Annotated in this window: 24 protein-coding genes and 1 pseudogene; 17 read left to right on the plus strand and 8 right to left on the minus strand. The window is 70.7% G+C overall.

The annotated features are described in order from the left end of the window. Window positions 1-59: 59 nt before the first annotated feature. The 6 genes from ABH927_RS07010 to ABH927_RS07035 are packed head-to-tail and all read left to right on the plus strand — an operon-like array spanning window position 60 to window position 7,532. The gene (locus ABH927_RS07010; protein ID WP_370019167.1) at window positions 60-857 is read left to right on the plus strand and encodes a cupin domain-containing protein; all 798 of its coding nucleotides are present in this window, start codon (window positions 60-62) and stop codon (window positions 855-857) included. Continuing rightward, a complete protein-coding gene (gene asnB, locus ABH927_RS07015) occupies window positions 857-2,722 on the plus strand; it encodes an asparagine synthase (glutamine-hydrolyzing) (RefSeq protein WP_370019168.1) in 1,866 nt (621 codons plus the stop codon). The genes ABH927_RS07010 and asnB overlap by 1 nt, the downstream gene beginning before the upstream one ends. Further along, window positions 2,719-3,765 (plus strand): PrpF domain-containing protein, encoded by a 1,047-nt coding sequence (locus tag ABH927_RS07020; protein ID WP_370019170.1) that lies wholly within the window; start codon window positions 2,719-2,721, stop codon window positions 3,763-3,765. The genes asnB and ABH927_RS07020 overlap by 4 nt, the downstream gene beginning before the upstream one ends. Beyond that, window positions 3,744-4,871, plus strand: coding sequence for an acyl-CoA dehydrogenase family protein (locus ABH927_RS07025; protein ID WP_370019172.1), 1,128 nt, complete (start codon window positions 3,744-3,746; stop codon window positions 4,869-4,871). The genes ABH927_RS07020 and ABH927_RS07025 overlap by 22 nt, the downstream gene beginning before the upstream one ends. Continuing rightward, complete coding sequence (locus tag ABH927_RS07030; protein WP_370019174.1) at window positions 4,859-6,319, plus strand: dihydroorotase family protein; 1,461 nt, start codon at window positions 4,859-4,861, stop codon at window positions 6,317-6,319. Before ABH927_RS07025 ends, ABH927_RS07030 begins: the two co-directional genes overlap by 13 nt. Further along, on the plus strand, window positions 6,273-7,532 hold the full coding sequence (locus tag ABH927_RS07035) for an ATP-grasp domain-containing protein (RefSeq protein ID WP_370019175.1): 1,260 nt from the start codon (window positions 6,273-6,275) through the stop codon (window positions 7,530-7,532). Before ABH927_RS07030 ends, ABH927_RS07035 begins: the two co-directional genes overlap by 47 nt. Here ABH927_RS07035 and ABH927_RS07040 read toward each other — a convergent pair. Continuing rightward, window positions 7,484-8,404 (minus strand): annotated as a pseudogene (locus ABH927_RS07040) (RNA-guided endonuclease TnpB family protein); the annotation flags it as partial. The gene ABH927_RS07035 and the pseudogene ABH927_RS07040 overlap by 49 nt on opposite strands. Window positions 8,405-8,427: 23 nt before the next feature. Between ABH927_RS07040 and ABH927_RS07045 the strand changes: the two are divergent. From ABH927_RS07045 to ABH927_RS07060, 4 genes are read left to right on the plus strand one after another with little or no spacing between them, the layout of a single operon-like run. Then, window positions 8,428-9,684 carry an ATP-grasp domain-containing protein gene (locus tag ABH927_RS07045; protein WP_370019177.1) on the plus strand — a complete coding sequence of 419 codons (1,257 nt, stop codon included), beginning with the start codon at window positions 8,428-8,430 and terminating at the stop codon, window positions 9,682-9,684. 11 nt (window positions 9,685-9,695) lie between these two features. Further along, complete coding sequence (locus ABH927_RS07050) at window positions 9,696-10,538, plus strand: hypothetical protein (RefSeq protein ID WP_370019179.1); 843 nt, start codon at window positions 9,696-9,698, stop codon at window positions 10,536-10,538. Further along, a complete protein-coding gene (locus ABH927_RS07055; protein ID WP_370019181.1) occupies window positions 10,535-11,785 on the plus strand; it encodes an acetyl-CoA carboxylase biotin carboxylase subunit family protein in 1,251 nt (416 codons plus the stop codon). The genes ABH927_RS07050 and ABH927_RS07055 overlap by 4 nt, the downstream gene beginning before the upstream one ends. 23 nt (window positions 11,786-11,808) lie before the next feature. Further along, window positions 11,809-13,005: an MFS transporter gene (locus tag ABH927_RS07060; RefSeq protein WP_370019182.1), complete on the plus strand. Its 1,197-nt coding sequence runs from the start codon at window positions 11,809-11,811 to the stop codon at window positions 13,003-13,005. A 231-nt stretch (window positions 13,006-13,236) separates the two neighbouring features. Here the strand turns inward: ABH927_RS07060 and ABH927_RS07065 are convergent, their stop codons facing one another. Next, window positions 13,237-14,637: an NAD(P)/FAD-dependent oxidoreductase gene (locus ABH927_RS07065; RefSeq protein ID WP_370019184.1), complete on the minus strand. Its 1,401-nt coding sequence runs from the start codon at window positions 14,635-14,637 to the stop codon at window positions 13,237-13,239. 184 nt (window positions 14,638-14,821) lie between these two features. Next, the gene (locus tag ABH927_RS07070) at window positions 14,822-15,193 is read right to left on the minus strand and encodes an SgcJ/EcaC family oxidoreductase (RefSeq protein WP_370019186.1); all 372 of its coding nucleotides are present in this window, start codon (window positions 15,191-15,193) and stop codon (window positions 14,822-14,824) included. Window positions 15,194-15,389: 196 nt separating this feature from the next. Between ABH927_RS07070 and ABH927_RS07075 the strand changes: the two genes are divergently transcribed. Then, window positions 15,390-16,010, plus strand: a complete 621-nt coding sequence (locus ABH927_RS07075; RefSeq protein WP_370019187.1) for a TetR/AcrR family transcriptional regulator — start codon at window positions 15,390-15,392, stop codon at window positions 16,008-16,010. 624 nt (window positions 16,011-16,634) lie between these two features. After that, a complete protein-coding gene (locus ABH927_RS07080) occupies window positions 16,635-18,608 on the plus strand; it encodes a hypothetical protein (protein WP_370019189.1) in 1,974 nt (657 codons plus the stop codon). Here the strand turns inward: ABH927_RS07080 and ABH927_RS07085 are convergent. Further along, complete coding sequence (locus tag ABH927_RS07085) at window positions 18,593-18,856, minus strand: hypothetical protein (protein WP_370019190.1); 264 nt, start codon at window positions 18,854-18,856, stop codon at window positions 18,593-18,595. The two genes, ABH927_RS07080 and ABH927_RS07085, sit on opposite strands and share 16 nt — an antisense overlap. Then, a complete protein-coding gene (locus ABH927_RS07090; RefSeq protein WP_370019192.1) occupies window positions 18,853-19,167 on the minus strand; it encodes a S8 family serine peptidase in 315 nt (104 codons plus the stop codon). The genes ABH927_RS07085 and ABH927_RS07090 overlap by 4 nt, the downstream gene beginning before the upstream one ends. Window positions 19,168-19,230: 63 nt before the next feature. Here ABH927_RS07090 and ABH927_RS07095 point away from each other — a divergent pair, with 63 nt between their 5' ends. From ABH927_RS07095 to ABH927_RS07115, 5 genes are all read left to right on the plus strand, one after another. Further along, on the plus strand, window positions 19,231-20,310 hold the full coding sequence (locus ABH927_RS07095; RefSeq protein WP_370019194.1) for a dihydrodipicolinate reductase: 1,080 nt from the start codon (window positions 19,231-19,233) through the stop codon (window positions 20,308-20,310). Further along, complete coding sequence (locus tag ABH927_RS07100; RefSeq protein WP_370019196.1) at window positions 20,307-20,819, plus strand: carboxymuconolactone decarboxylase family protein; 513 nt, start codon at window positions 20,307-20,309, stop codon at window positions 20,817-20,819. The genes ABH927_RS07095 and ABH927_RS07100 overlap by 4 nt, the downstream gene beginning before the upstream one ends. Before the next feature lie 200 nt (window positions 20,820-21,019). Continuing rightward, window positions 21,020-22,558 carry a GMC oxidoreductase gene (locus ABH927_RS07105; RefSeq protein WP_370019197.1) on the plus strand — a complete coding sequence of 513 codons (1,539 nt, stop codon included), beginning with the start codon at window positions 21,020-21,022 and terminating at the stop codon, window positions 22,556-22,558. A 206-nt stretch (window positions 22,559-22,764) separates the two neighbouring features. Beyond that, entirely contained in the window at window positions 22,765-23,352 is a 588-nt protein-coding gene (locus tag ABH927_RS07110; RefSeq protein WP_370019199.1) for an NADPH-dependent FMN reductase, read from the plus strand. Window positions 23,353-23,365: 13 nt separating this feature from the next. Then, on the plus strand, window positions 23,366-23,731 hold the full coding sequence (locus ABH927_RS07115; protein ID WP_370019201.1) for a winged helix-turn-helix transcriptional regulator: 366 nt from the start codon (window positions 23,366-23,368) through the stop codon (window positions 23,729-23,731). Window positions 23,732-23,833: 102 nt separating this feature from the next. On the opposite strand, the gene ABH927_RS07120 is transcribed toward ABH927_RS07115, so the two are convergent. The 3 genes from ABH927_RS07120 to ABH927_RS07130 form a co-directional block, all read right to left on the minus strand. Then, window positions 23,834-25,174 carry an MFS transporter gene (locus ABH927_RS07120; RefSeq protein WP_370019203.1) on the minus strand — a complete coding sequence of 447 codons (1,341 nt, stop codon included), beginning with the start codon at window positions 25,172-25,174 and terminating at the stop codon, window positions 23,834-23,836. Then, window positions 25,171-25,824, minus strand: a complete 654-nt coding sequence (locus ABH927_RS07125) for an ArsR/SmtB family transcription factor (RefSeq protein WP_370019205.1) — start codon at window positions 25,822-25,824, stop codon at window positions 25,171-25,173. Before ABH927_RS07125 ends, ABH927_RS07120 begins: the two co-directional genes overlap by 4 nt. Window positions 25,825-26,196: 372 nt before the next feature. Next, on the minus strand, window positions 26,197-26,724 hold the full coding sequence (locus ABH927_RS07130) for an RICIN domain-containing protein (protein ID WP_370019206.1): 528 nt from the start codon (window positions 26,722-26,724) through the stop codon (window positions 26,197-26,199). Between the last annotated feature and the right edge of the window lie 27 nt (window positions 26,725-26,751).

Genomic DNA, 26,751 nt, shown 5'->3' on the forward strand with positions numbered 1-26,751 from the left:
GCCCGGGAGGACCAGTCGGCGCAGCCGCGTGGCCGCCGGAAGATAGGGAGCTGGTGCCCATGAGCAACCTGATCAGGCGGGCGACGGGCGTGGTGCTGCGCGGTGCCGAGCTGGAGTATCGGCCGCACGGCGAGTGCTGGGTGAGCCCGATGGTCGGCCCCGAGATCGGTGCGCAGTTCGTCACCGTCGACGCCGTCAAGATCCCGCCTGGCGGCCGGTGGGCGCCGCCGGAGGCCGCGGGCGAAGAGAACGTCGCGGTGGTGCTGGCCGGGTCGGGGGCCGGCACCGTCGACTCCGAGTCCTCGCCGATGGGCGCGGCCTCCGCTCTGTACTCGCCGACCGGCAGCGCCTACTCCGTGTCGGCCGGCGACACGGAGATGACGGTCTACGTGTGGGGCAGCGTCCTGCCCGAGGGCAGCCCCCGGGGCAGCAGGCCGGCCAGGTTCCGCTCGCTGTGGAACGCCGAGACCCGGCTCGCCGGCTTCCCCGGCACCGGGCAGGTCGCGTCGGCGAGCCGTACGGCCACGATGAACTTCCTGTTCTGGCCGGGCACCGGCAGCGCGCGCCTGTGCCTGCACTGCGGGATCATGATGCCTGAGGAGACCTTCAACGTTCACCTCCACCCCGCGAGCGACGAGGCCTACTTCGTCTTCGAGGGCACCGGGCAGTTCTACCTCGAGGACCGCTGGATCGACCTGGGCCCCGGCGACGGGGTCTTCGCGCCGCCGAACGTCCTCCACGGGGCCCGTAACCCGCAGTCCGGCGAGGAGGCGCGCCGCTTCGTCGCGTTCGGCGGGCCGACCCCGTTCGACCCGGCGCTGTACGACTTCGCCGGCGTGTCCGCCGAGGTCCGGTGATGTGCCGGATCTTCGGTTGCCTCGACCAGGAGGTGACCCCTCACCATCTGCGGACCCTGTCGGCGCTCCAGCGGCACGGTGGGCCGGACGCGCAGGTCAGCCGCCTCCTGGGCGACTCCGCTGTCGGCAACAACCGCCTGGCCATCATGGACGTCGACGGCGGGGACCAGCCGTACACCGAGCTGGGCGGCCGGATCCAGGTCGTCTTCAACGGGGAGATCTACAACCACGCGCGGCTCAGGAGCGAGCTGCGCGGCAAGGGCTACGCCATCCCGGACGAGTGCGACGGGTCCGTCATCCCGGCCCTCTACCTGGAGCACGGCGCCGACTTCCCCGAGCGGCTGGACGGGATGTACGCGGTGGCCGTGCTGGACCTGCGGGGCGACGGGCCCACGCTGGTCCTCGCGGTCGACGACATCGGCATGAAGCCGCTGTACTACCACCGCAAACCGCATGAGAGCCGGTTCTACTTCGCCTCGGAGATACCGGCGCTGCTCGCCGTGCCGGGCGTGGATCCGGAGCCGGCGCAGTGGAGCCTGGACTCCTATCTGGCCACGAAAACGCCGTTCGGCGAGCAGACCGCCTTCAGCCACATCCGTGTCATGCCACCCGCCTCGACGGCGGTGGTCCGCCCGAACGGCGAGTTACGGATCTGGCGGCGCGGTGGGGACACGCCCCAGGACCCTACGCATGACACGACGCGGGACACAACGCGGGACACAACGCGGCGCGCGGCGACCGGCGCCAGCTTTGATGTCTCGGTCCGGGAGACGCGCGAGGTGCTGCGCGGCGAGGTGCAGCGCCTGCTGGTCGCCGACGTCCCGGTCTCCACCATCACCAGCGGCGGGCTGGACTCCAGCCTGGTCACGGCCTTCGCGGCGGAGGCCGCGCCGGCGCTGCACAGCTTCAACATCGCCTACCAGGGCGACTGGCCCGCGGACGAGCGCCACTACGCCCGCGAGGTGGCCGAGCGCTGCGGAACCGTCCACCACCAGGTGCTCGCCGACCCGCGGTCGTTCCCCGACCTGCTGCCCGACGTGGTCTGGCATCTCGGGCAGCCGAACGCCGACCCGATCACGCTGAGCACCTACCTGCTGTTCCGGGAGGTCAGCCAGGCCGGGTTCAAGGTCGCCCTGACCGGCGACGCGGCGGACGAACTGTTCGGCGGATACGACCGGATCACGCAGGCGCTCGCCACGGCGGGCGACGACTGGGTCGATCCCTACGTCGAGGCGCTTGCCGCCGTGCCGTCGGCCATGCGGACCAGGCTCTACACCGGCGAGTACCGGGACTACATCGAGCGCGAGGGATCGGTGTCCTCCCGGCTGGCCGAGCAGCTCCGCACCTCGCGGCTGGACCGGATGGCGCGGCTGTCGGAGATCGAGATCGGGCTCCGGCTCCCCGCCTACCATCTCCGCCGGGTCGACCACCTGAGCATGGCGCACGCCGTGGAGGTGCGGCTGCCCTTCTGCCAGCCCGCGGTCGTAAGGCTGGCCGGCCGGCTGCCGGTGGACCACAAGGTGCTCGGGGACCGGCGCAAGAGGGTGCTCTACGCGGCGGCCGGGACGTCCCTGCCCCGCTCGGTGCTCGACCGGCCCAAGCAGCCGTTCACCCTGCCCATCCAGGCCATGCTCCGCTCGGGGGAGCCGCTGCTCGACTTCGCCAGGAGCGTCCTGTCGCCGTCCCGGCTGCGGCGGGACGGGCTGCTCGATCCGGCCGCCGTGACGGGGCTGTTCGAGCACCAGCTCCAGCGGCCGTCAGCCACAGCGGCGTCGGCGATCTGGGCACTGCTGATCTACCAGTTATGGATCGACCAGTTCGGCGTGCGCAGATGGGCCGCCACGGGCCAGGGGGCGGTCAGGTGATCGGGTACTTCGCCTACGCCGAGGGGAGTCCCTGCCCCACGCTCGTGCTGGACAGGACCCCGCTCCCCGAGGAGGAGGGGGAACTGCTGGGCGTGCTCACCGCCGTCCGGCAGTGGCTGATCTCCCGAGGGGTCGGCTCGGTGCTCAAGATCGCACTCATCGGCCGGTCGCCGCATCCCGCCTTCGACCTGGACTACCGGTTCGTCCAGGCCCTCCCTGGCGACGGCTCCGGGTTCGACCTGGGCGGGAGTTGCGGGCACTCCATTCTGGCGTCGGTCGTCGCGGCCACCCGCCTGGGCTGGCTCCGGCCACTGGCCCCCGGCGACCGGGTGCGGGTGCAGGTGCTGAACAACGGCGACAACATGGTCTGCGAGGTCGACGAGGCCGACCGGCACCGCAACCGGTTCACCGTCCACCTCTTCCACCAGCCGTCGAACCGGCTCGGCGACCTGCTGCTGACCGGTGAGCCGGTCACCTCGGTCGAGGCCGTCGGCACCCGGATCCCCGTCTCCCTGGTCTCGATGGGCAACCCGTACGTCTTCATCGACGCCGCGGACCTCCGCGTCGGAAGCCGGCGGGAGCTGTTCGCGAACGATCCCGTGCTGTTCTCACGGATGTCGGAGGTGCGGGCCGCCGCCGCGTCGCTGCTGCGCTGGCCGGTCACCGGGACGTTCCCGAAGGTGGCGATGGTCGGGCAGTTCACGCCCGGACGGCTCGCCGTACGGGCCATCTCGGTGCCGAGCTGGCACCCGACGCTGGCGCTCACCGGGGCGACCTGCCTCGGCGCGGCCTCCGCGATCGAGGGCACCATCCCCTTCCGCCTGGCCACCAGGGCGGGCTGCACGCCTGGTTCCGTCGAGATCGACACTCCCGGAGGGAGCACGAACGTCTCCACCGCGATCAGCGGCAACTCGCCGGAGAGCGCGCTGCACTGGGTGAGCATCAGCGGCAAGACCGTCCGCTTCCTCGGTTCCGTCGCCGTCGAGCCACTACATCGCTTTGTTGGCAAGGAGAGTGCCGAATGCCTGTCTCTGCTGGCTTGACCATGTTGAAGACGCGATCGTTATCGGACCTCTTATCGGTCCTGGAGAGCACCGCGCCCACCGCCGACGAGCACGGCAGGCCGGCCGATGACGCGCTGGAGGCCCTTCGCGGCTCGGGGGTGCTGGGCGCGGCCGTCCCGGTGTCGCACGGCGGGTGGGGCGGCGACGCCACTGACACCAACCGGCTGGTGATACGGGTGGCCCGCGCGGACGCCTCGATGGCGATCGTGCTGTTCCAGCACTTCGCCGTCACGGCGCGGCTGGTTGAGCACGGGACCCACGAGCAGCGGGAGCGCATCCTGCCCGAGCTGGCCTCGGGGAGGTGGCTGGCGGCCTCCGCCTGGAGCGAAACCGGGGCCGGGGCGAACAAGCGCGACCTGTCGACCGTCGCCGTTGCCCACGACGACGGGACCTGGGAGATCAACGGCGTGAAGGCCTTCGTGACCGGCGCCGGGATCGCCGACGTCTACCTCGTGCTCACCCAGTCCGGGGACAAGGGCGTGCAGGAGGTGGCCTACGGTGCGGCGGGCCAGACGTTCTTCCTGGTGGAGGCTACCAACCCGGGGCTGGTCAACAACCCGGCGATGGACCTCGTCGGCATGCGGAGCTCGGCGACGGGCGGCATCACCCTGCACCGCTGCCTGGTGCCCGACAGGGACCGGCTGGGCGAGCCCGGCCAGGCCGCGAGCATCATCGCGCGGGTGCGGGACTCCGGCGCGTCGCTGGGCGCGGTCAGCGTGGGAGTCGCCGAGGCCGGATACGCCCACCTGGTGGCCGGGCTGGGCAAACGCGGCCAGCTCGAGAACCAGGCGGTGCGCCACCAGCTCGTCGACCTGGCCACCCGGATCGAGGCGGCCAGGGCCATCGTCGAGCAGGCCGGTCGCAGGGACGCCGAGAACCCTGGGCTGACCACGCTGCACAGCAAGCTGTTCGCCTCGGCCGTGTGCGAGGACGTCATGGCCGACGTCGCGCGGATGCTCGGCAGCGCCGGCTTCCTCCGGTCGCACCTGGTGAACCGCCTCCAGCGGGACGCCCGCGCCGTGGCGCTCATGGGGCCGACCAACGACCTTTGCCGGGAGCTGGTGAGCGCCCAGTGGCTGAGCTGACCACGCGCGGCGAGGCCGCCGATCTGCTCGTGCGCAACGCGCTGCTGGTCACCCCGGACGGCGTGACGCCCGGCGGCGTGACGGTCAGGGACGGCCGCATCGCGGAGATCGTGCCGCCCTCGGCAGAGCCGCCCGCGCGGAGCGTGATCGACGCCCGGGGGCGTTACGTCATGCCCGGCCTGATCGACTCCCACGTGCACTTCCGCACCCCCGGGCTGACGCACAAGGAGGACTGGCGGCACGGAAGCCGCGCCGCGGTGGCCGGGGGCGTCACCACCGTGATCGACATGCCCAACACGGTGCCGCCGCTGGCCGATCCCGCCGAGGTGGCGGGCAAGGTGGAGCTGATCAGCGGCGATTCGCTGGTCGACTTCCGGTTCCATCTGGGCGTCCGGCCCGATCGCGTGGACCTGCTGGCCGGCGCGGACCCGGCGGCCGCGGTCAGCGCCAAGGCGTTCCTCGCCGGCCACCACACCGCACCCAACGTCATCCGCGACCCCGAGGTGCTGCGCGACGTGTTCGCCACCGCGGCCGGAGCGGGGCTGCGGCTGCTGCTGCACGCCGAGGACGACGCGGTGTTCCAGCTCCTCGACGGCTGGCGCGGCGCCCCGGAGGCCTACAGCGACTACGAGCCCCACCGGCCCCGCAGCGGGGCCATCGTGGCGGTCGCCAAGGTGATCGAGCTCGTCCAGCGGTACGGCACGGCCGTCCACATCGTCCACGTGTCCACGGCGGAGGAGGCGGACCTGCTCGCCGCGGCGGCGGCCCAGGGGCTGCCGGTGACGTTCGAGGTCACCCCGCACCACCTGTCGTTCACCGCCGCCGACGTGGCGCGGCTCGGCGCGCGGGCCCGGCTCAGCCCGGCCATCCGGTCCATGCACGACCGGGAGCGGCTCTGGGAGGCCGTGTGGCAGGGCCAGGTCGCCACCATCGGGAGCGACCACGCCCCGCACGGCCTCGACGAGAAGCTACGCGCTCCGGCCGACGCCCCGCCGGGGCTTCCCGGTGTCCAGGAGCTGCTGCCCGCGGTGTTCACCGGCATGGCGGCCCGCCGTCCGGACGCCGATCCCGGCGTCCTGCTCCGGCTGATCGCCCGGCTGTGTGCGGACAACCCGGCACGGCTCTTCGGCCTGTCCGCCCGAAAGGGGCGAATCGCCCCGGGACTGGACGCGGATCTCGTAGTGTTCGACGCGCAGGAACGATGGACCTTCGGCCCGGTCGAGCCGCGCAGCAAGTGTGGCTGGTCAGCCTACGACGGCTGGACTTTCGTGGGCCGTCCCACGCTGACCGTCCGCCGGGGCGAGGTCGTCTGGGACGCCGGACGGGACCGGTTCGGCTCGCCCGGCGGCGTCTTCCTTCCCGCCGGGCGGCCCGGCGACCTGGACCGGAACGGAGGTCTCTTTGACGAGAATTCTCATGCTCATGCCGTACCAGCAGTACGTCCGTAAGGCGGTGGCGGAGGGCTTCCAGGTCTACGCGATCTGGGATCCCTCGTACGAGTCGCCCGCCTACCTGGACGCGGTGGCGGCGCATGCCGAGGAGCTGATCCTGGCCGACTTCTCCGACGTGGCGGCCCTGCGCCGCCTCGTCGCGGAGACGGCCAGGCGGCACGACGTCGCCCACGTCCTGCACCTCGGCAAGGAGGACACCCAGTGGGCCGTCTGCGACGAGGCCGGCTCGCTGGGGCTCGCGCCGAACCCGCCGTCCGCCATCCGGCAGATCAACGACAAGGCCGCGATGAGGGGGCTGCTGCGGGAGCACGGGCTCTCACCGGTGCGGTTCGCCGCCGTGGACTCCCCCGCCGAGGTGCCACGCGTGCTCGGCGCCTTCGACCTGCCCGTCGTCGTCAAGCCGACCGGCCTCGACGGCAGCCGTGCCGTACGGCTCGTCCGTGACCGGGCGGACCTGGACGAGTGGGCCCAAAGCCTCGACGCGTACGGCTACACAGGCCCGGTCCTGGTCGAGGAGCGGCTGCGAGGGCCGGAGTTCAGCGTGGAGACCCTCACCGCGGACGGCACGCACCACGTCCTCGGCGTGACGGCCAAGAGGCTGGGGCCGCCGCCGGGCTTCGTGGAGGCGGGCCACCTGCACCCGGCGCCGCTCACGGAGGCCGTATGGGCCTCGATGACCGGTCTGGTCACCGCGTTCCTCGACGCGGCGGGCTACCGGTTCGGGCCGGCGCACACGGAGGTCATCCTGACGGCCGGCGGCCCGAGGATCGTCGAGTCGCAGACCAGGGTCGGCGGCGATCGGATCCCTCTGCTGATCGAGCTGGCCACCGGCTTCGACGTCGAGGCGGCGGTCTACCGGGCGCTCCGGGGCGAGCCGGCCCGGCCACCCGCCGCCGAGCGGATGGGCTGCGTCGAGTTCTTCGACCTCGGGCCGGGGCTGCTGGAGTCCCTCGACGGTCTCGACGAGATCGAGGCCCTGCCGTACGTGCACGCGCTCAAGGTGAAGTTCCAGCCGGGCGACGTGCTGCCCCCGGTCACGGATTCGAGGACCAGGCACGGCTATGTCGTCGTCGACGCCGACTCGCCCGGCCAGGCGGCCGAGCGCTGCGCGGCCGCGCTGAGCCTGCTCCGGGCGGTCGTACGGCCCGCCGAAGCCGACCATCAACGGCCCGCGGGCCATGAGCGCGAGCGTGAAGGAGCACTGAGTTGACTCCTCCCCCTCCTAAAGGAGGGGGATTCCTGCTTCGTCGCCGGTCGCCCGCCAGGAGGGCTCCTTTGAGGTCTTACACCAGCTCCACAGGCGTTTCACCTCTCCGCCAGCCCGGCGGCGAGGATGTTGGCGGCGGCATTCACGTCCCGGTCATGGGTGACGCCGCAGACGCACTGCCAAGCTCGGACGTGCAACGGCATCGCCTCGTGCAGATGCCCGCAGGCCGAGCACAGTATGGGGGAGGGAAACCACCGGTCGACCACTACCAGTTCCCGCCCGTACCACCCGGCCTTGTACTCCAGCATGGTCCGCAACTCCCGCCACGACGCGTCCGAGATCGCACGCGCCAGCGAGTGGTTCTTGACCATGTTCCGCGCGGTCAGATCCTCCACGGCGATCACTTGATTCTCGCGAACCAGCCGTGTGGTCAGTTTGTGCAAGAAGTCGCGGCGCCGGTCGGCGATCCGCGCATAGACCCGGGCGACTTTCCGTCTGGCCTTGTCCCGGTTGGCCGAGCCTTTCTCGTTGCGAGCCAACGCCTTCTGCGCCTTGGCCAGTTTCCGTTGGCCGGCCCGCTCATGGGCGGGGTTGACGACCTTCTCCCCGGTCGACAGCGTCACCAGCGCGGTGATACCCGCATCCACACCCACTCGCCCGGCCGATGCCGGCAGCAGGCTAATGGCGTCCTGGCACAGAATCGACACGAACCAGCGTCCAGCGGCGTCCCTGCTCACCGTCACCGTGGACGGCTCGGCACCCTCGGGCAGTGGGCGCGACCACACGGGGTAGCGAAAGATCGGTCGAGTATCGCGGTTATGTTCGATTTTCTTTGCGGCGCTGTGCCGCGTTTCCTCCCCCGCCTGAAGGCGGGGGTCTCCACGCTCAAGGAGTTTTGATGACACCTGAGAAGACCGTCCTGCTCATCGGGCACAAGACGGAGACCATTCGGACCGCGAAGGCGTTCGGCCTCGACGTGGTGCTCTTCCAGCACCCGACGAAGATCGACCCGGTGCAGGCGAAGCTCGCCGACGCCACCTTCTACGTGGACTACACCGACTGGTCGGTGGCCGGGCCGCTGGCCCAGGCCGCCCACGAGATCTGGCGCTTCCCCGTCGCCCTGTCGCTCACCGAGCCCGGACTGGAGATCGCGGGCAGGGTCAACGACCTGCTCGGCCTGGGCGGCACGGGCTACGAGGTGACCCACCGGCTGCGCGACAAGTGGGCGATGCGGCGGCACCTGGCCGCGTCCGGCGCCGTGACGATCGGCGCGGAGCTGGTCGACGGCCGGGACAGCCTCGCGTCGTTCGGCGCGCGCCACGGGTATCCGTTCATCGTCAAGCCCACCGACATGACGGCGGGCTACGGCGTGCACCGCGTCACCGGCCCGCAGGACATCGACGGCGTTTACGCCGAGGTGCTGCACCTGCGGGAGGTCGGCGTCACCCGCGGGACCACGCTGTTCACGATCCAGGAATTCATCATGGAGGAGTACGTCAGCGGGCCGGAGTTCAGCGTCGAGGCGTTCAGCTTCGCCGGGCGCCACGTCGTGCTGGCGGTCACCGAGAAGCTGGTGGACGAGGCGCACTTCGCGGAGCTGGGCCACGCGCTGCCCGCCCGCCTCGGCCGGGAGGACGAGGACGCGATCGTCGCGGCGGTCACCACCTTCCTCGACACGATCGGCGTCAAGGACGGGCCCACCCACACCGAGGTGCGGCTCAGCGAGCGCGGGCCGATCGTGATCGAGGGGCACAACCGCATCGGCGGCGACCGGATCAGGGACCTCGTGACGTCGGCCTACGGCATCGACCTGCTGACCTACACGGTCGGCTGGCCGTTCCGGCTGGTCGACGAGCTGCCGGACCGGCCGCCGGCGCTGGGCGGGGCCTGCGTGCGCTTCCTGCACGGCGAGACCGGCCAGGTGGCGGCGATCGAGGGCGTCGAGGAGGTCCACGCCAACCCGGCCGTGCTGGCCACCGAGGTCAGCGTGAAGGCCGGTGACAACATCCGGTCCCTCCAGGACAACTGGGACCGTATCGGCCTGGTCGCCGTTTCCGGGCCCGACACCGACGCCGCCGTCGAGCTCTGCGAGCGGCTGATCGACTCGGTGACCGTCCGGACGGCGGCCCCCGCCCTGGCGCACGCGGCCGGATGAGGAGGGACCCGATGACCGTAGTGGTGCTTGACGCGCCGTCCGGCCCGCTCCTGCCCTACCCGTCGTGGCTGGCCGGGGCCGACGTGGTGCTCTTCACGGGGCGCTCCCCGGCGGAGATCCGGGACACGGACGGCTACGCCGAGGTGCGCCCGTTCGCCCGTTACGAGGCGTCGGCCCAGGTCGAGCGGGCCGTGCTCGCGCTCGCGGAGGTCCGGACGGTCGCGGCGATCGTCGCGACCGCCGCGGTGGACGCGATCCGGGCGGGAGCCCTGCGCGACCATCTCGGCCTTCCGGGACAGGGCCGGGAGAGTGCGATCCTGTTCCGGGACCTGGTGGCCATGCGGCAGAGGCTGGCCGGAGAGGCGGTCCCCACCGTGCCCTTCGCGGCGGTGCGCCGGGTGTCGGACCTCTACTGGTTCGCCCACGAATGGGGCTTCCCCCTGACGGTCCGGCGGCGCCGTACGAGCGGGTGGCCCACCGTCGCGACGCTCCGGGACGAGGCCGAGGTGCGCGAGTTCACGCTCGGCGGGATCTCCGGCAAGCTCGAATCCCTGCCGGACCTCATGGCGGAGCCGCAAATCGAGCGGAGCCTGGTCGTGACGGACCTCGATTCCTGGCGACCGGACGCGGGCGACTCCACGGGCGACTCCACGGACGTGCCCGCCGTCGCCCGCGCCGCGTTCGCGGCCCTGCCGCCACCGGCCGGCCCCTACCCCTACGCCGTGGAGGCATGCCGTACGGCCGGCGGGGCGTGGGTCGTCGGCTCGGTGGCCTGCGATTTCGGCGAAGCGCGGGCGCGCGACGCGGTCCGCGCCCAGGCCGGCCTGGCCCCCCAGCTAGAGGAAGTCTCATGAGCGTTCTGATCCTGCATCGCGGCTCGCTCGCGGGCAGCGCGTACGACCAGTGGCTGGCGGAATACGGCGGCGACCTGCTGCTCCTCGCGTCGCGGGAGCAGCTTGACCAGTTCGGCGAGGAGCTCCCCCGGGACGGTTACCGTCATGCGGAGGCGATCGACGACTACGACCTCGGCGGGCAGGTCGAGGTGCGCGCGCTGGAGCTCGCCCGAGAGCACGGGGTCCGCCACATCGTCGCCACCCAGGAGCGGGACCTGGAGCGGGCGGCCCAGCTCCGGGGGATCCTCGGCCTGCCCGGCCAGGACCTGGCCAGCGTCACCCCGTTCCGGAGCAAGATCCTCACGAAGGAGCTGGTCCAGGCCGCCGGCGTGGAGGTCGCGCCGTACACCGAGGTGGAGTGCGCGACCGACATCATCGCCTTCGTGCGCGAGCAGGGGCTTCCCGTCGTCGTCAAGCCGCGTGACGGCGGCGGGTCCATCGACGTCACCATCATCCGCACCGAGCCCGACCTGGACGCGTTCCTCAACGGCCTCGACCTGGGCGGGCCGAGCCTGCCCAACCTGATGGTCGAGTCGTACGTCCCCGGGCTGATGTGCCACGTCGACGGGCTGGTGGTCGGCGGCCGGGTCGTGTTCTCCTGGCCGTCGCAGTACCAGTACGCGCTGGCCGTCTTCAGGGGCGACCACAGCCCGCGGCTCGACCTCACGCTCGACGCGGACGACCCGCTCTCCCTGCGGCTCATCGACCTGGTGGACCGCATCCTCGGCGCGCTGCCCTCCCCCGAGACCTTCACCTTCCACGCCGAGATCTTCCACACGCCGGACGACCGGCTGGTGCTGTGCGAGATCGCCTGCCGTACGGCCGGCGCGGCGATCCGGGACACCGTGCGGACGATGTTCTCCGCCGACCCGAGCGAGTGCTGGGTGCGGGCGCAGCTCGGGCTGCCGATGCCGCTGCCCGAGAGCGACACACGGCTGGAGCCGACGCAGATGGCGGGCCAGCTTCTGCTGCTCAAACGCGCCGGCAAGGTGATCAGCGTTCCGGAGGGGCAGCCGCCGTTCGACTGGGTGGAGCACTACCGGCTCCTCGTGCGGCCCGGCCAGGTCACGCCAGGGGCCCTCTTCGCCGGGGACTTCATGGCCACCTTCGTGGGCTCCGCCCCCACCAGAGCGGAGTGCGAGCGGCGGCTGAGAGAGCTGGCGGCGTGGTTCAACGCCGGCATCGTGATCGAACCGAGCGAGCCCTGATGGCTGGCCGGATGGCTGCCTGGATGGCTCCTCGCAACCGCGACATCACCATCTTCGGCGTCGCCGCGCTCATCGACGCCGTGGGCACCGGCACGTTCCTCGCGGGCTCGGCGCTGTACTTCACCCGGACGGTGGGCCTGTCGTCCAGCCAGATCGGCGTCGGGGTCACCGTCTCGGCGCTGGTCGGCCTGGCCGCGACCGTGCCGTGGGGCCATGTGGCTCACCGCGTGGGCGCGCGGCCGGTCTACCTCGGGCTGCTGCTCGCGAGGGCCGCCTGTTTCGCGGCCTACGCGCTCGTCGGCAGCTTTCCCGCCTACCTGTTCGTGGTCTGCCTTCTCGGGCTCGTGGACAAGCCGACCGCCCCGATCCAGCAGGAGCTGGTCGGCGTGGTGGTCGGAGACGCCGACCGGCAGCGGGCGCTCGCCTGGATCCGGTCGACCCGCAACGTCGGCTTCGCCCTGGGATCCGGGGTCGCCGCGCTGGTGTCGGTCGCTCCGGTGCTGGGCGGCTACCGGAGCGTCGTGCTCGTCAACGCGGTGAGCTTCGTCGTCGCCGCCGCGCTCGCGACGAGGCTGTCCCGGCCCGAGGCGCCCTCCGCGGCGAGGACCGCCGCGCCCCGCAAGCTGGCCGGCCTGCTGGAGGATCGCCGCTACCTGGCCATGACCGTCGTGAACGGCGTGCTCACCACCCACATGACCCTGCTCTCCGTCGGGCTGCCGTTGTGGATCATCAGTGCGACCGATCTCCCCGAGCTGACGGTCCCGCTGCTCTTCGGGGTCAACACGGTGCTCGCGGTCCTGCTCCAGGTGCCGGTGAGCGCCCGCGTCGACACGACCCTGTCGGCCGCGCGGTCGCTGGCCGTCGCCGGCGCGCTGCTGGCCGCCTGCTGCGTGACGGCCGTGCTGCTGCCGTCCGTGTCCGGGGTGCCCGGCATCGCGCTCGCGGTCGTCGCCGTGCTGTTCCTCACCGCGGCGGAGCTGGTGCAGTCGGCGGGCGGCTGGAAGCTCTCCTTCGATCTCGCACCCGAGCACGGCCGGGCGGTCTACCTCGCCAGGTTCAGCCTCGGCACGACCGTCCAGATGCTCGTGATGCCGCTCGTCCTCACCGCGGTCGTCTTCCCGGCGGGCGCGCTGGGCTGGCTGGCGCTCGGCGCCGTCCTGGCAGGGGTCGGCGCGGCGGCCCCGCGCGGGGCGGGTGTGGCACTCGCGCCCGCGCGGTAGCTGGCTACTCGCGGCTCACGGGGCAGGTCGTTGTCGGCGTCGTCTCGGACCACCTGGGCCCGCTGCGCATCCGCACCTGGCCGAACGCGTCGGACGCGCTGGGAGCCCGGTGACAGCGCGTGCGGGACCCTATGCTCTTGAGGTGCGACTGGCCGTGACGACGGGCGTCATCCAGGGGCGCAACGGCAGGCGCGTCCCAGTACGAGACGCGGTCAGCTGAGGCGATCCGGGCTACATGCCCAGCTCATTGAACAGGTAGAGCCAGATCTCGCTGCGGGTCGGGAACGCAGGGATCGCGTGCCGCAGCCGCGTGAGCGGGACCTCTCCGACGATGGCGATCGTCGCGGCGTGGAGGAAGTCGGCGACCTCGGAGCCGGTGATGGTGGCGCCGACGATAACGCCGCGTTCCTCGTCGATCAGGAAGCGACTCGTCCCGCGGGCGCCGCGGCCGTAGAACGAGCCGCCCGCGTTGCCCGACGTGGGGAGGTCGACGACGCGCACACGCAGCCCCGCCTCCCGCGCGGTCGCCGTCGTATGGCCGACGGCCGCCACCTGCGGGTCCGTGAATATCACCCGCGGCGAGCCAGCGGCGTCGGCGAGATGCCGCGCCGCCATGTCCTTGCCCAGCAGATGGTCGGCGGCGATCGCCGCCTGGTACTTCGCCATGTGGGTGAACGCCGCGCGCCCGTTGAGGTCGCCGACCACGTAGAGCCAGTCCAGGCCGGGGACACGGCCGTGCGCGTCGACCTCGACGTACCCGTCCGGCTCGATGCCCACGCTCTCCAGTCCGAGCCCCGACGTCTGCGGGGTACGGCCGGCCGCGACGAGCAACTCGTCGCCCGACACGGTGCTGCCGTCGCCGAGCGTCACGACGACCGAGTCGCCGTCCCGGTGGACCGACGTCGCCTTCTGGCCGGTGCGAACGTCGACGCCCTGCTCGACCAGGGCGTCGGTCACCTGCTCGCAGGCGAACACCTCCTCGCGCGGGAGCAGCCGCCGCTCGCCCTCGATCAGGATGACCCGCGTGCCCAGCGAGCAGTAGGCCTGGCTCATCTCGGCGCCGACCACACCTCCGCCGATCACGACCAGGGTCGCCGGAACGGCAGGCGCGGTCGTCGCCTCCCGGTTCGTCCACGGACGGGCGTCGGCGAGCCCGTCGATGGGCGGCAACGCCGGCGCGGTGCCGCCTGCGAGGATCACGGCACGGCGGGCTTCGAGCGTCTCGTCGCCGACGACCACGCGCTTCTCGCCGGCCAGCCTGCCCCAGCCGCGGAACAGCGTGATGCCCCGCTCCTCAAGCCACGGCAACTGGGCGCTGTCGTCGAGACCGTTGACGATTTCGTCCCGGCGCCGCAGCACGGCGGCCCGGTCGAGCGGGCCCGTCACAGCCTCCGCCGTCCCCGGCACGCGGCGTGCCTCGGCGAGCAGCTCGCCGGGGCGCAGGAGCGCCTTCGACGGCATGCACGCCCAGTAGGAGCACTCGCCGCCGACCTTCCGGTCCTCCACGATCGCGACCTCGAGACCGGCTTCGGCGAGCCGCCCGGCCGCCACCTCGCCTCCGGGCCCGGCGCCGACCACCACCACGTCGAAGCCGCGCACCGGCCTCGACGGGTCGGACAGATGATCGATCATGGTGGGCTCCATCGCTTCATTCCTCCGAGGCTTTACGGTCAGATCTTGGCCGGGTGCCCGCCCCGCGCCCTCGACGTGGGGGAACACTTCCGGCCCAAGGAGACACCGCGACCGGCGAGCGCCGCAAGTCGTCGCCGGCGCGCGGTGCCGAGGACGAGCAGGCCGGTGACCCAGGCCGATCAGGTCACTGATGCTCCTTGAGGACCCGGGACACGTGGTACTGCCGGATCCGCCAGGCGCCCTCGCGGAGCTGGAGGACCAGCGACAGGTGCACCGCGGCCTCCCAGCCCGCGGGATCCCGGAAGGTGACGTCCGCGAACCCCCCGGCTGCCTCCTGGCCGATCGTGTAGGTGTGCAGGAGGGTCACGTCGGCGCTGCGGTCGTCGGGCACCGCCTCGTAATAGGCGCGCACCGCGTCGCGGCCCGACACGACCTCGGGCCCGAAGCCCTGGAAGAGGGCGCCCGGGGTGAACAGGTCGGCCATGGCGTCCACCTGATGGCCGTCGAACGCGGCCTTCCAGCGGTCCAGCACGTCTTCCATCGGGTTGCTCGTCATTTTGGCTCCTCGTCTATGTGTGCAGGCGATGCGGGGACCCGGCTGCTGAAGCCGGGCACCGGCCGGATCGGAAAGCCACGCACCCGGAGTCTTTCCCCCGCTCCGTGTCTGCGGCGGCCACCCGCGACCTCACGTCGCGAGAGCAAATAGTCAACTGGTCTACTACAAACTAGACGACCGGTCGTACACTTGCAATATGGGACGCAGCAGTGACGCCAGGAACAAGATTCTCGCGGCCGCGCAGTCGCTCATCGAGCTGCGCGGCTACTCCGCTTTGGGCGTGGCCGAGATCTGCAAGGCCGCCGGGGTGCCGAAGGGCAGCTTCTACTACTTCTTCGAGTCCAAGGAGGCCCTCGCGCTGGCCGTCATCGACGAGCACTGGGCCGCCCAGCGCCGCGACTGGACCGGCGTTCTGGCAGGGGAAGGGAAGCCGCTTGAGCGGCTGCGCCGGCTGTTCGAGATCACCGAGGCCGCACAGCGCGCCGGCCAGCAGAGCTGCGGCACCGTGTCCGGCTGCCTGTTCGGCAACCTCACTCTGGAGCTGAGCAACCAGGCCGAGGCGATCCGCGTCCGTCTGCAGGAGATCTTCGACGCGCAGGTCGGCATGGTCGAGGCGGTCGTCGCGGAAGCCCGGGATCGCGGCGAGGTCGACGTCGCGGACACGCGCGAAGCCGCACGGTCCGTGGTGGCTCAGCTGGAGGGCCAGGTGCTGTTCGCCAAGCTCTTCAACAACACCAGCCACCTCGACGTCCTTTGGGCGAACTGCCTGGCGCTGCTGGGCGCCCGTGTCCAGCAGGAGGCTCCCGCCGCCCCGTGACAACGGTCACCGGTTCGGAACGGTCAGCGACATGTGGCCTTTCTCCTCTCGGAAGGCGCACGGAAACGGCGTCGGGCCGAGTTCAGCGGTCCAGGCGACCATGCCGATCGCATATCGCGCAGGTCGTGCGCGACAGGCGACAACTGGAGACGCTAGATCGGACGGACGCGCCCACATCTGGCCTGAAGGCGACAACCGCAAGGTCGCGACGGCTGAGCCGTACACGCGACCGGCGGTGCCGTTGCTTGATCAATTGCGTTCCAGACCCAATTAGTACGCAATTGAACCAAAGTGCGGGCGCTCACGTTCCGAATGATGTTCGCTGTCTTAGGGAGTGTGCTTTGGATCTTTGCCGTAGCGAGGATCGGCCAGATGGACGCATCGCAAGGCGGAGGAGGCCGGAGCGGAGCCTGGACGACATTCCCGGGCCCCGCGGAAACTCGGAGCTTGCGAGGAATTTCGTGGGTGGGGCGACAACGCCGCGAGGTGCCATCTGGGCGACCGCAGTAGGCCAAGAAGATCCAAAGGCCACGACCTAGATCAGCCGTCGCGGATCGGGGGTTCCGCACGCCCACAGGCGCTCGGGGGAGGGGCGGTCAGTGGCAAGGGGATGGGGGATGGGGGATGGAACAGCTCACGGCCTGCGGGGACGATTGCGAGCTGGCGCTGCTCGCGGGGGATCACGCGCTTACGGTGGACGGCGATCTGCGGGTCGGCCGATGCTGGTTCGACGCGGCCTACCGGGAGGCCGAACGCGCGGGCGACGGTATGGCGATGGCGCGCGCCGCGCTGGGGCTGGGCGGGCTGTGGGTGCACGAACATCGCACGGCTGCCGACGCGGCGAAGGTGTGGGCGCGTCAGCGCCACGCCCTGTCGCTGATCGATCCGCGGTCGGCGCCGGCGCTACGACTGCGGACGCGGCTGGCCGCTGAGGAGGATTACCGCGGCGGCACGCACGCCGCGGTCCTGGCGGCGGTGGCCGAGGCCAGAGCCTCGGGAGATCCGGTGTCCCTGGCCGAGGCGCTCAGCCTGGCCCACCACTGCGTCCTGGGTCCCGAGCACGGGTCGCTCCGGCTGGAGCTGGCCCAAGAGCTGATCGGAGAGGCGTCCAGAACCGGCCGCCGCAGCGATCTGCTGATGGGACTGCTCTGGCGCACGGTCGACCTGTTCCTTGACGCGAATCCGCACGCCGAGCGCTCCCTCGGGGAGCTGCGTGGCATGCTGACGCGCCAAGGCCACCTCGCGACCGGCTTCGTCGTCGACGCGATCGACGTCATGCTGACCATCAGGAAGGGCCAGTTCGCGGAGGCCGAAGCGCTGGCCGCCGCCTGCGCCGAGAGCGGCGCGGCGGCCGACGATCTGGACGCCACCGCCTGGTACGGAGGCCAGCTCGCGACGATCCGCTGGTTCCAGGGACGCATCGGCGAGCTCATCCCGTTCCTCGCCGAGCTGGTGAACTCTCCGACGCTCAGCGCGACGGACAATTCCTATTTCGCCGTCCTCGCCGTGGCCGCCGCCACCACGGGCGACCGGCGCCTGGCGGAGAGCACGCTGGCCCGGCTGCGAGGCCGCGACCTCGCTCGGCTTCCCCGGTCGAGCAGCTGGCTGATCTCGATGTACGGCGTGGCCGAGGCGGCCTGTCTGCTCGGGGAAACCGACGCCGCGGCGGAAGCGTACGCCCTTCTCGAACCTTTCGCGCATCTGCCGGTGATCGCCAGCCTGGGCGTCACCTGCCTCGGATCGGCGCATCATCCCCTGGGAGTGGCGTCGCTGGCGAACGGTGATCTGGACAGAGCGGTGCGGCACCTGCGGTCGGCCGTGCACGACAACCTGGCGCTGGGACACTGGCCCGCCGTCGCTCTGTCCCGTTGGCGTCTCGGACAGGTGCTGGCGTTACGCGACGGACCGGGCGACCGAGCCGCACGGAATGAGCTGGCGCTGGCCGCCCGGGAGGCCGCCGGGCTGGGCATGGCGCTGCCCGGCGATCTCCAGTCGCCCGATACGGCCGGCTCCGGCTCTGGCTCCGGCAGGGTGATCAGAAGGGCGTCACCGGTCATGGTGTGCCGGCGCCGCGGCCGGCGGTGGCAGATCGACATGGGGGCGCGCGGCGTGACCGTCGACCACAGCGTGGGCATGGCCTATCTGGCCACGCTGCTGTCCAACCCCGGGCAGGAGATCCCCGCCACCGAACTGGCCGCCGGCGCCGGATCGCGGGGAACGGCGACGCCCGAGAGCGGCGGGGTCATTGGCGGGGGGATCTCGGCGCAGCCCGTGCTGGACGAGCGGGCCGTCAGCACGTACAAACTGCGGCTGTCGCAGTTGCAGGCCGAGATCGACGAAAGCGAGTCGCTGAACGACCTCGAACGCGCGGCCGCCCTCCGGGCCGAACGCGGCTGGCTGCTCGACGAAGTGGCCGCCGCGACGGGCATGGCCGGGCGGTGGCGCACCTTCACCGGCAACGACGAGCGCGCCCGCGTCGCCGTCGGGAAGGCCATCCGGCGTGCCATCGCACGAGTCGCGCAGGCCGACTCCGTCATCGGTGACGCCCTCCAGGCCACCATCCACACCGGCCTGCGCTGCTATTACCTGCCCAAATGACCCCGTCCGGCCGCGCGGGGCGCGTCCAGCGAGCCCCGCCGTGCCGGATGCCGAAATGTGCCGGATCCCGGAGATGCGCCGGACGCCAAGGCCCGCCTGGCGCCGCGACCGCACAGGAAGATCGAGCTGGTCCGCGCCGCGAAGATGGCCCTGGCCACCTCGACGATCGACTGCAGGAGCCGCCGGCGGTCGTGGTCGCCGCCGGTCCGGGCCTCCGCGGCGGAGGCGGCGTACGTGTCGGTACTCATTGGCCACTCTTCACGTTAAAGGCGGTCAGATAGAGGACGTTCTTGAGCTGGAAGGCCGTCAAGCCGGGGTGCTTGCCCAGGATCAGCGCGCACAGGCCGGCGACGTGGGGGGTGGCGAAGCTGTTGCCGGTGCACCGGCTCAGCCTCCCTCCCGGCCACGCGACCTCCACGTTGGAACCGTGGGCGAAGAACTCCACGGGAGGCCCGCGCACGCCGTGCCGTGGCCGGCACTGTCCGACGGCCTGGTCTCCCGCACCACGGGCGTGCCGTCCGGGCCGCGCGCCCTCCGGTTCCGGGCGCGGCCAGTTCACATGCGGTCGTCCAGGTTTGTGAAGGCACTATACGCTGTACCAAGCGCTTGCTACGCTCCGGCCATGATACCCACGATCGTCTGGGGCACCGGCAACGTCGGCCGGGCGGCCATCCGGGCCGTCGAGGCCCACCCGGCGCTGGAGCTCGCCGCCGTGCTGGTCAACAACCCTGACAAGGTCGGCCGCGACGCGGGCGACCTCGGCGGGCTCGGCTACGAGCTGGGTGTCGCGGCGACCGGCGACGTCGACGCGGTGCTGGCCGCCGGCCCCCGAGCCGTGGTGTACGCGGCGTCCGGCGACATCCGCCCCGACGAGGCCCTCGCCGACATCGTGAGGGCGATCCGAGCCGGGGCCGTGGTCGTCACCCCTTCGATCTACGCGCTGTACGACCAGCGCAACGCCCCGCCGGAGCTGCGGGAGCCGGTGCTGGCGGCCGTCGCGGACGGCGGCGGCTCACTGTTCGTCTCCGGCGTCGACCCCGGCTGGGGCAACGACGTGCTGCCACTGCTGATCAGCGGCCTCGGCACCACCGTGGACGTGGTCCGCTGCCAGGAGATCTTCGACTACTCGACCTACGACCAGCCCGACTCGGTCCGTTACCTGGTCGGCATGGGCCAGCCGATGGACTACGAGCCGCCGATGATCGCGCCGACGGTTCCGGCCATGGTGTGGGGAGGACAGGTCCGGCTCATGGCCAGGGCCCTCGGCGTCGAGCTCGACGAGATCCGCGAGACCCTGGATCGGCGCCCGCTCGACTCCACGGTGAGCACTCAGGCGATGGGCGAGTTCGAGGCCGGCACCCAGGGCGCGGTGCGGTTCGAGGTGCAGGGCATCGTCGAGGGCGAGCCGCGCATCGTCATCGAGCACGTCACCCGCATCCATCCGTCGTGCGCTCCGGACTGGCCGACGCCGCCCGGCGGCGAGGGGGCACATCGAGTGATCATCGAGGGCCGGCCGCGGATCGAGGTCACGGTCGAGGCCACCGACGAGGGCGGCAACCGGTCCGCGGGCGGGAACGCCACCGCGGTCGGCCGGTTGGTGAGCGCCATCGACTGGCTCGTGGACGCGGAGCCCGGGCTCTACGACGCGCTCGACGTCCCCCTTCGCCCCGCGGTCGGCAAACTTGGAAGGAAACACCCGTGATCATCGACATCCCCGAGGGCAAGGACGCGATCCAGTACGTCTGGGGCGAGATGGTCCCCGGCATCGGGCTCGCCGCGTCGAACTTCTCGCTCGCGGTGTACGCCCACACGACCCTCGGACTCCGCGAGTTCGAGGCCGCGCGGCTGCGGATCGCCCAGATCAACGGGTGCGCCTTCTGCCTCGACTGGCGAACCGAACGGGACGGGCAGAAGGTCGAGGAGGAGTTCGCCGCCGCGGTGACCCAGTGGCGCACGACAGACGCCTTCGACGACCGCACCCGGTTGGCCGCCGAGTACGCCGAGCGGTACGCCCTGGACCATCACGGCCTGGACGACGAGTTCTGGGCTCGGATGACCGCGCACTACAGCCAGCTCGAAATCGTGGAGCTGAGCATGAGCATCGGCTCCTGGCTGGCATTCGGCCGGCTCAATCATGTGCTGGGCCTCGACACGGTCTGCGTGCTGCCCAGCGGTTCATCGCCCTCCGTCAGGCGGGCAGACGCGATCTGACCTGGGACTCCACCAGGCATAGAACCACTTATCGGCATGTAGGGACTCACGGCGCGAGCAATATAGAACATGTTCTCATTTTCGTTGAGAAAGAGGAACGTCACATGAGGGACAATGACCCCCACATCGGCCCAGTCTCGCGTCGTCGATTCATTGTTGGAACCGGTTCTATTCTGGGAGCCGCGGCCCTGGCGGGTCGCGTGACCGCGGCCCAGGCCGCGACCCTCCCGGCGGCCGCTCCGATCGCCGACGGGGCCCGCGTCCCGGCCCTGGTGATCGGCACCGGATACGGCGGCTCCGTGGCCGCTCTGCGTCTCGCCCAGGCGGGCGTCGACGTGCAGATGATCGAGATGGGCATGGCCTGGGACACCCCCGGCTCCGACGGCAAGATCTTCTGCAACACGCGAGAGCCGGATTACCGGTCCTACTGGCTGCGCACCAGGACCAAGGCGCCCCTCAACTACTTCCTCGGCTTCCCGATCGACCGGAACATCCCTCGCCACACCGGGATCCTGGACGCCGAGGAGTTCAGCGGCATCACGGTCTACCAGGGCCGGGGCGTCGGCGGCGGCTCACTGGTCAACGGCGGCATGGCGGTCACCCCCAAGCGCGAGAACTTCGCCGCCATCCTCCCGACGGTGAACGCCGACGAGATGTACGACACGTACTACCCGCGCGCACGGGCCGGGCTCGGGGTCGGCACCATCGACCCGGCTTGGTTCGATTCCACGGCCTGCTACCAGTACGCCCGGGTCGGCCGTAAGCAGGCACAGCGATCCGGCTTCCCGTTCGTCTTCGTGCCGGACGTGTACGACTGGGACTACATGAAGCAGGAGGCGGCCGGAACCGCCCCCCAGTCGGCGCTGGCTGGCGAGATCCTCTACGGCAACAACTACGGCAAGAAATCACTGCAGAAGACCTACATCGCCCAGGCCAGGGCCACCGGCAGGGTCACCATCTCGCCGCTGCACAAGGTCACCTCGGTAGCCCCGGCGGCCGGTGGCGGCTACACGGTCGTCATCGACCAGATCAACACCACCGGCGACACCACGGCCACCAAGACCGTGACCGCGGACAAGGTGTTCTTCGCCGCCGGCAGCGTAGGAACGAGCAAGCTGCTGGTCAAGCTGAAGGCCACCGGCGCGCTGCCCGGCCTGAACGACGAGGTCGGCAAGGGCTGGGGCGACAACGGCAACGTCATGTGCGGCCGCGCCAACCACCTGTGGGACCCGACCGGCTCGCTCCAGTCGGCCATTCCCTGCTGCGGCATCGACAACTGGGCCGCCGGTGGCGCGTTCGCCGAGGTCGCGCCGCTCCCCACCGGAATCGAGACCTACGCCTCCTTCTACCTGTCGATCACCAAGAACCCGAACCGCGCCCAGTTCACCTGGAACGCGGCGACCGGCCAGGTCGACCTGAGCTGGCAGACCTCCTGGAAGCAGCCGTCCATCGACATGGCCAAGACGATCTTCGACAAGATCAACGCCAAGGAGGGGACGATCTACCGGACCGACCTCTTCGGCGTCTACAAGATCTGGGGCGATCACCTCACGTACCACCCGCTCGGCGGCGCGGTGCTGAGCAAGGCCACCGACAACTACGGCCGTCTCGCCGGCTACCCCGGCCTGTACGTCATCGACGGCTCGCTGATCCCCGGCAACACCAGTGTCAACCCGTTCGTCACCATCACGGCGCTCGCCGAACGGAACATCGAGAAGATCATAGCCACCGACCTGTAGTGATCTTCCGACGTGATGGCCGGCCACGGGCTCGTGTGGCCGGCCTTTCCTGTGGGACGCCCCCGGGTGTGGTAGGCACCCATACAGGGGCGGACTAAGGAAATATTTGTCACTCAGTTTTGTTGATAGCATCCGACGTGGTGAAACGGGCTCCTTCGGGGCTCGTTCGCCAAGCGAGGCCGTACAACATCTGAGGAGAACGCGTCATGGCCAAGTTGGAAATCATCGTCGCCAGCACCCGCCCCGGCCGGGTCGGTCTCTCGATCGGGCAGTGGATCGAGCGAGAGGCGAGGGCGCATGGCGGCTTCTCGGAGGTCGAGCTCGTCGATCTGGCCGAGGTGAACCTGCCGTTCATGAACGAGCCCAACCATCCGCGGCTGGGGCAGTACACCCACCAGCACACCCGTGACTGGAGCGCCAAGGTCGCCGGGGCGGACGCCTTCATCTTCGTGATGCCGGAGTACAACCACGGGTACAACGCCGAGCTGAAGAACGCCATCGACTATCTGCACAACGAGTGGCAGTACAAGCCGGTCGGCCTGGTGAGCTACGGCGGGGTGGCCGCCGGCACCCGCGCCGCTCAGATGATCAAGCAGGTCCTCACCGCGCTCAAGATGACTCCTCTCATCGAGGCGGTGTCCATCCCCTTCGTCCACCAGTTCGTCGACGAGGAGAACCAGGTCAGCCCGAACGACGTCATGACCGCGTCGGCCAAGGCCATGTTCGACGAGTTGGTCCGGACGAGCGACATCCTGCGCCCTCTTCGGGAGGAAGCGCGCTCATCCGGGATGTGAAAAGGTGAGATCGATGAGCGATGTACACACCGTCTGCGTAAGGTTTCACGCCGCCATCGAGCTGATCGGCTCTCGCTGGTCCGGCGCCATCCTGCGCGCGATGTTCACGGGGCAGAGCCGCTACGCGCAGATAAAGGCCGCGGTGCCGGGTCTGAGCGACACCATGTTGACCCAGCGGTTGCGCCTGCTCGAGACGGAGGGCCTCGTCGAACGACGGGTCATCCCGGCATCCCCCGTTCAGGTGGAGTACTACCTCACGGAGAAGGGCCGAGATCTGGAGCCGGCGCTGGAGGCCGTGATCGCCTGGTCGCACAAGTGGATCCCGATCCCGGAGGGCGGCCAGGCGGATGACGACCACACACTGATCGAAGAGCGCTAGGGCCCCTTAGGAAGCCGGTCAGGAACCCGTCGCCGTGATCATGCAGGGTTCCCGGGAAGCTCGGGGACGTGGGGTTCCCCGGATCGTGGAGGGCCCGGAAGGTCATCTCGCCGGGCGAACCACCTCGGCCGCAGGCGCGTCGCTCGCCCGGCCTTTGCCACGCAGCCGGTCCATCTCCCGCCATTCCGGGCGCAGCCCCGCCAGATTGGTGGTGAGGAAGTACGCCGTTCCGCCGGCCACGAGCACGGGCACGAGCCCGAAGGAGGCGACCGCCACTCCGGCGATGAGGCCGCCGAGAGGGATTCCCGCCCAGGCCAGCGAGTCTCCCAGCGCTCCGACGCGGCCCAGCAACCGGCGCGGAACCCGCTCGAAGGAGATCGCCCCAAGGATCGGGTTGAGGAATCCGCCGCCGAAACCACCGACGGCGAACACCACCAGGACCATCCACATCGGCGCGCCGAAGGCGAGGATCAGGAAGCGCGGAGCCCCCGCGAGCAGGAAGCCGGCGAAGAACACGATCCGGCGCCGCAGGCGGTGCGCCATCGCTGACGCGATCAGACTTCCGCAGACCGCCGCGCTGCCCCACACACTGCCGATCACGCCGATCGCCCCTGGCCCGCCACCGGACTCTTTCGCCCAGACCGGCACGAGCAGCGCGTTGAACGCCGCGTCCAGCAGGTTGGTGATGCCCACCACGATGATGACGGTGAGCAGCAGTGGCTCACCGCGCAGGAAGACGAGGCCCTCGCCGAAACGCCGCCAGTAGCCCGGCTCCTTCTCACCCTCCGGCCCCGGCTCCTGGCCGGCCGCCTGCCCCATGCCGCGCGGCAACGCCAGCGCGATGATCAATGACCCCAGGGCGAAGCAGACCGCGTTGACGATCAGGCCCGTCATGGAGCCGAGCAGCGCCACCAGAGCTCCCCCGGCCGCGGGACCGACCGTGGAGGCGAGTCGCTCGGCCACACCGGCGAGACCGGTGGCCCGCTCCAACGGCACCCGGCTGCGCTCGGCCGCCTCCGGAACCATGATGTGCTTCGCCAGATCTCCCGGACCCCGCACCGCCCCGACGATCGCGACCAGGACCAGCAGCACCCAGAAGGAGAGCAGGTCCATGGAGTGGAGCAGCGGGACCAGGCCGGCGGCGACGGCGCTGACCGAATCCGCGGTCCAGGACACGGCTCGCGGACCGACTCGGTCCACCATCGGTCCGGCGAACGCCTTGACCACCACATATGGCGCCATCTCACAGAAAGCCACCAGCCCGGTCTGGCTGGCGCTGCCGGTCGTGACGAGCACGAACCACGGCAGCGCGACGGCCGAGACCCGGGTGCCGGTCAAGGACACGACTTCGGCCGCCAGCAACCCGGTCAACGGCCGCAGGCTCCGTCCGCCCGGGGTGCCGCCAGGTGTCTCCTCCCTCGCGTTCACAGCTGCCCTGTTCACGTCGTCTCCGCTGGTCCGGACCCCGTCGCGGTCTCGGCCTCCACGTCCAATTCGGGAAGCAGATGCGTGATCAGTGAGACACGTTGGGCGCCCTCGGGGGCGGCCGCCGCCTCTTCCGGCGCTTCACGCCTGTACCGGGCGATCACCGACCGCAACTCCTCCTGCAGGCTCGCCGCCTCTTCGAGGGTGAGCCGCAGCGACCAGTCGCTGAGGTCGAAGACGTCTCGCCAGGCGCGGGGCATCGTCTGGAGCTCTTTGAGCGCCTGATGCGCCCGCCGCGAGTGCGCGGTCAGCACGGACTGCATGTACATCAGCGCGGCTTCGGGCTCTCGGTCGGCCAGGTCCATGTCGTTGAACCAGGTCGACCGGTGCACCGACCGCCACCAGCGTTCCCGCGCGTTTCCCCGCGCCGTGTCCTCCTCGACGAAGCCGGCGGCGGCGAGTTGCCGCAGGTGGTAGCTGGTCGCCCCGGACGTGAGACCCATCCGCCCGGCGAGCAGGGTGGCCGTCGACGGGCCGTACATCCGCAGCAGCCCGACCAACTGCACCCGCACCGGATGGGCCAGGGCACGCAGGCCCTTGGCGTCCAGGACCACATCTGTCTCGGGGTTCGGCACGTACGGCCTGCCCGGCTTCTCACGCTCAGCCATGTCACGAACTCTAAACCGCAAACACTCCTTCGCAAAGAGTTCTTCGCGAAGAAGTGTTTGCGATAACCGGATCCCCGGCCAGGCATAAGAGAAGGCCGGCCGCCTCACCGTCGCCGGGCAGGAGCCGACAGAGCCGCCGCGCCAGCCGGATCGCCTCGGCGGTCAGGTCCACCCGGTGCAGCGCCTGCGCTCCCGTCTCCCGATCGGACCGGTAGGCGGCGGGCAGCCGGTCCAGGTTGCCCGCGGGAACGTGGAACCCGGTGTCTCTCATGCCGAGCGGCTCGAAGAGGCGCTCCCACTACCGCGGGTGTGCGTTTCCACAAGCGAAAGGGGCCCCGCTACGAAGCGGGACCCCTCCAATCGAATGACCTACTAGGAGTAGATTCGGGCGGTGAAGTACTGGTTCTGCCCGCCGTTCCAGTACCACGTGTCGATGGCGGCGCCCTGGGAGCGGCTGTCGCCGGAGACGTCCATGTAGAGGCCGCTGGCGACGCTCCTGATCGCGTAGCCGTAGCCGTTGCCCGCGTTCAGGCCGGTGTCCCACAACTGCCGGGGGTCGGTGGTGCACACCCACTGGTAGAGCTGGTCACCGGCGACGCCGCTGGTGGTGATGCACTTGCCGCTCTTCACGTTGACGATCTGGTAGTGATCGCCGGTCACCCTGAACGTCCAGCCCTGGTTGGAGCCACTGAGAGACCACTGAATGATCTTGGCGCCGTCGCCGGTGGATCCGCCGCTGACGTCCAGGAACAGGAACTGGTTGGAGTCGGGCGCGAGCCGGACGGTGAAGCCGCTGGCCTGGGCGGCCCCTGGTGCGACGGCGAGGATGCAGGCGGTCGCCAGGGCGCCGGCGGCGACGGTGGCCGTGATCTTCTTGAGAGTGAGGGGGATCGTGAACATGGTTTGCCCCGTTTTTCTGTGTGGCCG

Source organism: Planotetraspora sp. GP83 (assembly GCF_041262585.1).
Lineage (GTDB): Bacteria > Actinomycetota > Actinomycetes > Streptosporangiales > Streptosporangiaceae > JAOEGB01.

What these genes read in the sequence shown, in the direction of transcription:
- ABH927_RS07010 (WP_370019167.1), top strand. Translation starts at nt 60, where the DNA reads ATGAGCAACCTGATCAGGCGGGCGACGGGCGTGGTGCTGCGCGGTGCC.
- asnB (WP_370019168.1), top strand. Translation starts at nt 857, where the DNA reads ATGTGCCGGATCTTCGGTTGCCTCGACCAGGAGGTGACCCCTCACCAT.
- ABH927_RS07025 (WP_370019172.1), top strand. Translation starts at nt 3,744, where the DNA reads ATGCCTGTCTCTGCTGGCTTGACCATGTTGAAGACGCGATCGTTATCG.
- ABH927_RS07045 (WP_370019177.1), top strand. Translation starts at nt 8,428, where the DNA reads ATGACACCTGAGAAGACCGTCCTGCTCATCGGGCACAAGACGGAGACC.
- ABH927_RS07050 (WP_370019179.1), top strand. Translation starts at nt 9,696, where the DNA reads ATGACCGTAGTGGTGCTTGACGCGCCGTCCGGCCCGCTCCTGCCCTAC.
- ABH927_RS07055 (WP_370019181.1), top strand. Translation starts at nt 10,535, where the DNA reads ATGAGCGTTCTGATCCTGCATCGCGGCTCGCTCGCGGGCAGCGCGTAC.
- ABH927_RS07060 (WP_370019182.1), top strand. Translation starts at nt 11,809, where the DNA reads ATGGCTCCTCGCAACCGCGACATCACCATCTTCGGCGTCGCCGCGCTC.
- ABH927_RS07065 (WP_370019184.1), bottom strand. Translation starts at nt 14,637, where the DNA reads ATGATCGATCATCTGTCCGACCCGTCGAGGCCGGTGCGCGGCTTCGAC.
- ABH927_RS07070 (WP_370019186.1), bottom strand. Translation starts at nt 15,193, where the DNA reads ATGACGAGCAACCCGATGGAAGACGTGCTGGACCGCTGGAAGGCCGCG.
- ABH927_RS07075 (WP_370019187.1), top strand. Translation starts at nt 15,390, where the DNA reads ATGGGACGCAGCAGTGACGCCAGGAACAAGATTCTCGCGGCCGCGCAG.
- ABH927_RS07080 (WP_370019189.1), top strand. Translation starts at nt 16,635, where the DNA reads ATGGAACAGCTCACGGCCTGCGGGGACGATTGCGAGCTGGCGCTGCTC.
- ABH927_RS07085 (WP_370019190.1), bottom strand. Translation starts at nt 18,856, where the DNA reads ATGAGTACCGACACGTACGCCGCCTCCGCCGCGGAGGCCCGGACCGGC.
- ABH927_RS07095 (WP_370019194.1), top strand. Translation starts at nt 19,231, where the DNA reads ATGATACCCACGATCGTCTGGGGCACCGGCAACGTCGGCCGGGCGGCC.
- ABH927_RS07110 (WP_370019199.1), top strand. Translation starts at nt 22,765, where the DNA reads ATGGCCAAGTTGGAAATCATCGTCGCCAGCACCCGCCCCGGCCGGGTC.
- ABH927_RS07115 (WP_370019201.1), top strand. Translation starts at nt 23,366, where the DNA reads ATGAGCGATGTACACACCGTCTGCGTAAGGTTTCACGCCGCCATCGAG.
- ABH927_RS07125 (WP_370019205.1), bottom strand. Translation starts at nt 25,824, where the DNA reads ATGGCTGAGCGTGAGAAGCCGGGCAGGCCGTACGTGCCGAACCCCGAG.
- ABH927_RS07130 (WP_370019206.1), bottom strand. Translation starts at nt 26,724, where the DNA reads ATGTTCACGATCCCCCTCACTCTCAAGAAGATCACGGCCACCGTCGCC.